Source organism: Eggerthella sp. (assembly GCF_048329335.1).
GTDB lineage: Bacteria > Actinomycetota > Coriobacteriia > Coriobacteriales > Eggerthellaceae > Eggerthella > Eggerthella lenta.
Genome location: NZ_DBFEGU010000458.1, coordinates 1 through 6,541 on the forward strand (window position 1 = coordinate 1; position 6,541 = coordinate 6,541).

The 6,541-nt window shown below is 65.0% G+C and carries 6 protein-coding genes and 1 tRNA gene; 4 read left to right on the top strand and 3 right to left on the bottom strand.

The window, feature by feature from the left end; genetic code table 11:
• Together ACMO6A_RS14125 and ACMO6A_RS14130 are read left to right on the top strand one after the other, a co-directional pair.
• Window positions 1-2,128 (top strand): MurT ligase domain-containing protein (locus ACMO6A_RS14125; RefSeq protein ID WP_418471451.1); only part of this gene is annotated, 2,128 nt, incomplete at its 5' end.
• Between the two features lie 275 nt (window positions 2,129-2,403).
• Window positions 2,404-3,753: an LCP family protein gene (locus ACMO6A_RS14130; protein WP_009305357.1), complete on the top strand. Its 1,350-nt coding sequence runs from the start codon at window positions 2,404-2,406 to the stop codon at window positions 3,751-3,753.
• 68 nt (window positions 3,754-3,821) lie between these two features.
• On the opposite strand, the gene ACMO6A_RS14135 is transcribed toward ACMO6A_RS14130, so the two are convergent.
• Window positions 3,822-4,535, bottom strand: coding sequence for a TraX family protein (locus tag ACMO6A_RS14135; RefSeq protein WP_009305356.1), 714 nt, complete (start codon window positions 4,533-4,535; stop codon window positions 3,822-3,824).
• Window positions 4,536-4,630: 95 nt separating this feature from the next.
• On the opposite strand from ACMO6A_RS14135, the gene ACMO6A_RS14140 reads away from it, so the two are divergent.
• A complete protein-coding gene (locus ACMO6A_RS14140) occupies window positions 4,631-5,461 on the top strand; it encodes a CPBP family intramembrane glutamic endopeptidase (RefSeq protein ID WP_009305355.1) in 831 nt (276 codons plus the stop codon).
• A gap of 68 nt (window positions 5,462-5,529) precedes the next feature.
• Window positions 5,530-5,616: transfer RNA gene (locus tag ACMO6A_RS14145), tRNA-Leu, on the top strand.
• A gap of 99 nt (window positions 5,617-5,715) precedes the next feature.
• Here the strand turns inward: ACMO6A_RS14145 and ACMO6A_RS14150 are convergent.
• Together ACMO6A_RS14150 and ACMO6A_RS14155 are read right to left on the bottom strand one after the other, a co-directional pair.
• Window positions 5,716-6,102 carry an SH3 domain-containing protein gene (locus ACMO6A_RS14150; RefSeq protein ID WP_114550795.1) on the bottom strand — a complete coding sequence of 129 codons (387 nt, stop codon included), beginning with the start codon at window positions 6,100-6,102 and terminating at the stop codon, window positions 5,716-5,718.
• A gap of 9 nt (window positions 6,103-6,111) precedes the next feature.
• Window positions 6,112-6,541: hypothetical protein (locus ACMO6A_RS14155; protein WP_418471452.1), on the bottom strand; the 430-nt coding region annotated here is incomplete at its 5' end.

Sequence of the window (6,541 nt, forward strand, 5' to 3'; positions counted from 1 at the left end):
GTACGTGGATCCGCGTCTCATTGCCGACCTCGCGCCGAAGCTGGAGCAGGGCTCGGTGTGCGTGGTTGGAACGAACGGAAAGACCACGGTGACGAACCTGCTGGCCGACGCGCTTGAGCTGGCGGGCCAGCGCGTGGTGTGCAACCGGACCGGCGCGAACCTGGACTCGGGGGTGGCGACGTCGCTGCTGCACGCCGGCCCGTCGGATTGGGGCGTGTTCGAGTGCGACGAGCTGTGGCTGGCGAAGATCCTGCCGCAGCTGCAGGCCACCTACGTGGTGCTGCTCAACCTGTTCCGCGACCAGCTGGACCGCGTGGGCGAGATCGACCGCATCCAGGACAGCATCGTGGGCGCGCTGGAGAAGTCGCCGGACACGGTGCTGGTGTACAACGCCGACGACCCGCTGTGCGTCCGCATCGCCGAGCGCGCGGCGAACCCCTCCATCGCGTTCGGCGTGGACGAGGACCTGGGGCTGCCGCAGAATTCGGTGGCCGACGCGCAGATGTGCCAGCGCTGCTCGTCCATGTTGGAATACGACTATCGCCAGTACGGGCAACTGGGATCGTTCTCGTGTCCCACCTGCGGGTTCGCGCGTTCCGCCCTGGACTTCGCGGCAACGGGCGTGAAGCTGGGCCTGAACGGGTTGTCGTTCGACGTGCGTCGGGACGGCGAGGGGGCAGCCGCGGGTTCGATCGCCGCGCCGTACACCGGCGCGTACATGGTGTACAACTTGCTGGCAACCGCTGCCGCGGCCGGCCTCGCCGGTTGCCCGCTTCCCGCGTTGCAGAAGGCCATCGACGCCTTCGACCCGCAGAACGGGCGCCTGCAAACGTTTGACATCGCCGGTCGGCGCGTGCTGCTGAACCTCGCGAAGAACCCCACCGGCTTCAATCAGAACCTCAAGATCGTGGCGCAGGACGCGGGTGACAAGGTGGTAGCCTTCTTCGTGAACGACAAGGAGGGCGATGGCCGCGACGTGTCGTGGCTGTGGGATATCGACTTCGAGGAGCTGGCGGACGATCCGGCCAAGCTCACCGTGTTCGCGGGCGGCTTGCGCGCGAACGACATGCAGGTGCGCTTGAAGTATGCCGGCATCGAATCGCAGGTGGTTGCGGATGCCGAGGACCTGCTGGCGCGCATAGCCAGCCTGTCGGCCGAAGAAAACGCGTACCTGATCGCGAACTACACCGCATTGCCCCCGGTGCATGCGGTGCTGACCAGCCACGGCGCGGCGGGCGCCGCGGCCGAGGATTCCGCCAACCCGCATGGCACGGATGAGGGCTTCCCCCGCCCCCATGGCGCGGGCGATGGCTGTGGGGGCGACCGTTCCGTCTCCGCGCCAGGAGAGGGGGAGACTCCTGCGCCCGCCGCCTCCCTCACCATCGCGCACCTCTTCCCCGACCTGCTCAACCTGTACGGGGACGGTGGCAACGTGCGCATCCTCGAACAGCGCCTGCGCTGGCGCGGCATCCCCGTGGAGGTCAAGCGCGTCAACCACGGCCAGGCCATCGACCTCTCCGGCGTCGACCTCGTCATGCTGGGAGGCGGCCCCGACCGCGAGCAGCGCCTGGCGTCGGCCGAGCTCATGAACATGCGCGAGCAGCTGCATGCCTACGTGGAGGACGGCGGCGTCTTGCTGGCCATCTGCGGCGGCTACCAGATTCTCGGCCACGAGTGGCTGCTGGGCGACGAGGTGGTGCAGGGCCTGGGCATCGTCGACATGACCACCGAGCGTGCGGCGGGCGGCTCCGGCGACCGGCTCATCGACAACATCGTGCTGACCTCGCCGCTGGCGAAGCGCCCTGTCGTGGGTTACGAGAACCATGCGGGACGCACGCACCTCGGCGCGGGCGTCGAGCCCTTCGGCGCCGTGGCGTCTTCCACGGGGCACGGCAACAACGATGCCGACAAGCAGGACGGCGTGCGCTACAAGAACGTGGTGGGCACGTATCTGCATGGCCCGCTGCTGGCGAAGAACCCCGAGGTTGCGGACGATTTGCTCGCACGCGCTCTCCAACGTTTCGCATCGCGAACGGGCCAGCCGGCCATCGAGTTGGCGCCGCTCGACGACGCCGTCGAGCAAGATGCGAACGACGCCATGGTCAAGAAGCTGGGAGTGCACAGGTAGCGGGAAGCTCGCCGGTGCGGCGTCAACCTGGTGCTCGCTCGGGATGACACCGCTTCCGCTGCGCTGCCCTGTGGGCTTTTCCTAGTAAACCGATGGAGGCGGTTGCGCGGGTAGAGCGCTGCCGCGAAAATGGCGCAATGGACAACAAACGCAGCCCTCAACGGCGCCCTGCGAGCACCGAGCGTTTTTCCCGCTCCTCGTACGGCCGCTCCCGTCAGACTGAACCGGGTCGTCGCCCCAGCGTTCAAGGCGAATCCGCTCCCACGCCGCGCCGCGTGTCGCGAGCCGATTACGAGCGCACGCGCGCACGCTCTCGTCGCCGCACGCTGGTTATCGCGCTTGCCGTTGTGGGCGTGCTGGTGCTGGGCGGGGCGGGGGCTGCGTTCGCGTACTACAACGTACTCTCGGGAAACCTTCACGACGGCGTCAGCGCCGAGCTGCGCAATGCGCTCGTGGAAACCGATTTGGCGAACGAGCCGTTCTATATCCTGCTCATGGGAACCGACGGGTCGAACGACCGCGAAGCGTCGGCGGAATTCGCCGGCGATCAGTTCCGCAGCGACAGCATCATCCTCGCGCGCATCGACCCGGTGGACAAGAAGGCGACGCTCGTCTCCATCCACCGCGATACCCTGGTAGACATGGGGGAATACGGGCAGAACAAGCTGAACGCTGCACATGCCATCGGCGGAGCCGCTCTCACGGTGAAAACCGTATCGAAGTTGGCGGGTGTGCCCATTTCCCATTATGCCGAGATCAACTTCGACGGCTTCAAAGACATTGTCGATGCGCTGGGCGGCGTCGAAGTGGATGTTCCGATGGAGATCGACGACGAGGATGCCGGCGGCCATCTGGATGCCGGGCTGCAGACGCTGAGCGGCGATCAGGCGCTCATCCTGTGTCGTTCGCGCCATGCCTACGACGAGTACGGCGACGGCGACTCCTACCGTGCAGCGAACCAGCGTCTCGTCCTGTCCGCCATCGCGAAGAAAATCCTGTCGGCCGACGTGGCCACGATGGCATCCACCGTCCAGGCGCTTTCCCAATACGTGACTACGGATCTCGAGATTTCCGACATCATCGGCCTCGCGCAGACGATGCAGGGCCTCGACCCGGCCACCGACATCTATTCGGCCATGGAGCCGACTACGTCCAAGTACATCAACGACGTCTGGTACGAAATCAACAACGTCGACGAATGGAAGAAAATGATGACTCGCGTTAACCAGGGCCTTCCGCCCACCGACGAGGACATCGTCGACGAGATGTCGAACACCGTGCTGGCAACCACCGGCAGCGGCCAGACGCATTCCAGCACGAACGAGGACGGCACGCAGAAAAAAGCGAAGCGCACGGGCAGCGTGGTGGTGCGCAACGGCAACGGCATCACCGGCGCAGGCACCGAGGCGTCCGAGCGCATCGAGGAACTGGGCTATTCGGTGGAGTCGGGCAATGCCGACAGCTTCGACTACCCTAAGACGCTGGTGATTTACGACGATGAGGCGAAGGCATCGCGCGCGCAGGAGATCGCGGATGCTCTTGGCGTTGGAAAAGCCATGAAAAACGACGGATCGTATCTGTTCGAGAGCGATTTCCTCGTGGTGTTGGGAAGCGACTGGAAGTAGCCGTCCTCTGTCATCCTGAGCGGAGACGCGCAGCGCCGGAGTCGAAGGATCCCGTGCGGCGTCAGCCTCTACAGCCCCAGCCCCCAATCGCCCAGCAGCAACCCCTTCGCCAACCCCAGCACCAGAATATGCGCGGGGTAGTATGCGTAGAACAGCCACTTCATCGGGCGGCCGCGCGAGCCGTTGTAGGCGAGCAGCAGCGGGATGGTGGCCGTGCAACCCAGCAGCGGATACAGCGCGAACGGCAGCAGCGCTGGATCGAACGCTGCCATGTAGTCGGAGAGCGCCGGCAGGCCGTTGCCCAGGATGGGCACGAGCAGGGGCAACACGATGCGTTGGCGCCGGTCGGGGATCGCGCGCATCATGAGGATCATGAGCGGCCCGATGATCCCCCAGTCGCACAGCGCGCTGGCCGTCACCAGCGCTGCGGCAGCAAGCCAGAATCCGCCGCGGCTTTCCATAGTGTCGTACAAGTACAGAATTCCCAGGCCGATGAGCAGGGTGAACAGCACGTTGAGGTTGTGCGCCAGAAACAGGCCGTACGGCACCTGCGAGACGAGCGCGAACGCCAGCAACCGACCGGCGTACCGCTTGATGTTCGAGGTATGATGGTAGCCTTCCACCAGCAGAAACGCCATGATGGGGAAGGTGAGCCCGCCGAATCCGAACAGCAGGAGCAACGCCTCGGCGGGCAGGTAGGGATAGAAAATGTAGCAGGCGTGGTTGAACGTCATGCCGACGATGGCCACGACTTTGAGCGTGAACGAGGAAACGCCCCGCATCGGGGAAGCTGCTGATATGCTCGATGTGACGCTCATGGCGTTCCAGTATACTGCCTGCATACGATGTATTCGATGGCAAAGGGCGATGAGGCTGCGTGACGCGCGCGAATTCCACGATGGGGCTTGAGGACGGCGGTTGCGCGCGCAACCATCGCGCCGCCGTGTTCGTGGCGGCGTTGGTGGCAACGGCGTGCTGCTTCTCGCTGGTCCCCGGCGACACCCTCGCCGGGTCGCTCGCGCAGGGCGCGGCGCTAGCTGCGGTCGCGCTTGCGGCTGTGGCGGCATCGCGGCCGCGGGCTTTGCGCGCGCCGCGCCTTTGCGACGGGCGCGGTTTGCTCGCGTGGGCCTTGTACGTGCTGGCCGTGGGTTTGGCTGTGGGCCTCGCGTCGCTGGTCGTGCAACCGCAAGGGGCCGCTTTGGACGCCTCCCCGTTGCACGTGATGCAAGTGGTCGCGCTTTGCCTCCTGACCGCTGTGTTCGAGGAGGGCGTCTTCCGGGTGCTGGCGCTCGATGCGTTCGCTCCGGCGTTGGGAGGAGGCCGACGCGGCATGCTGCGAGCGGCCCTCGTGTCGGCCGTGCTGTTCGGCGCGCTGCACGTGTCGCTGGGCGAGGCTGCCTCGGCCGTTCAGGCCGCCGATTTCGTCGCGGTTGCGCAAACGGCGTGCAAACCCGTGCAAGCCGCTTTGTTCGGCCTGTTCATGGCAGCGATGTACTTCGGAACGCGCAACTTGTGGACGCTCGTCGCCGTGCACGCCGCGTTCAACTTCCTGTACGCGGGCCCGCAGCTGCTGGCGGGAAACCTGCAGCAAACCTACGTTACCGGCGACCCGATCGACTTCGTTCTGCTTGCTGTCTCGACGGCGCTTCTGGTTCCCGCGGCTTGGTCGGCGCTGCGACGCTTTCAGAAAAATTCAAAGAACGTGTAATTTCTCCTTGTCACGATCCATGAACTCAGGTATCATGTTCAATCGCTTCGATAAGAAGCCTTTGTTGTGCGGGCGTGGCGGAATTGGCAGACGCGTACGGTTCAGGTCCGTATGGGGGCAACCCCATGGAGGTTCAAGTCCTCTCGCCCGCACCATCTGAAACACCAGGTCAGAAGCCAAAAACATCGGCTTCTGACCTTTTTTTTGACCAGGTGGTATACCAAGTGGTATACCGAAATACGCTTATACGGGCATCAGCCGTACAGGAACTCGCTGCGCACCCACCCTTCCGCTCTGTACAAAACGCGGCACCATTCCCCGTCGCGCTCGAGCACGTCGCATTCTGCGCCGCGGGGCAGGACGTGGATCACGTTGCCGTTCTGCTCGTCGCGCATGTTCAGGCCGTGCGCCGCCGATACGACGGCTCGGTCGTGACCGATCTCCTCGGACTGCTCGCCATCGTCGGAACCGTCCCAGGCTTGCGGAGAGTCGTTCTCGGCTGCCGTTTCGGCCTTGTCGGCATGCGTCTGCGATTCGGTCGCATGCGAGGCGTACAGCGTCTCCAGCTCGGCCAATTTCGCATCCTTGCCGTACTCCACGCCCATCTCGTCCAGGATCCGCTTGATCTCGTCTTTGGTCATGCCAGCTCCTTACAGTCTAACCAGCCGGGCGCGGAACGCCGACACCATGCCGCCGTTGCCAGCGTAGTCGTCCCCGCATCCGCTCGTGTCGTCGAGGTCGATCATGTCGGCCAGGAAGCCCTCTCCGACGTTAGCCACCGAGTACTCGATGCCGAGCCACCCGGTCGCGTCGGGATCCTGCGTCTCGTAATAGCAGCGCACCGCCGTGATCGGTGAGCCGTCGCCGGCACAGCCGTCCTCCAGGTCGTTGATGTCGTACTTGTTGACGCGCGGCAGCCAGCCTTGACGCTGCGTGCGCACTTGGTACCACCCCGGCATATCGATGGCGAGATACAGGATCGGCGATCCGTCGCCCGCGTAATCGTCTCCGGAACCGCCCGTGTCGGTGTGGTCGACCATCTCCGGCAGCACCCCGTTGGCGGTGCGGACGCGGTAGCGC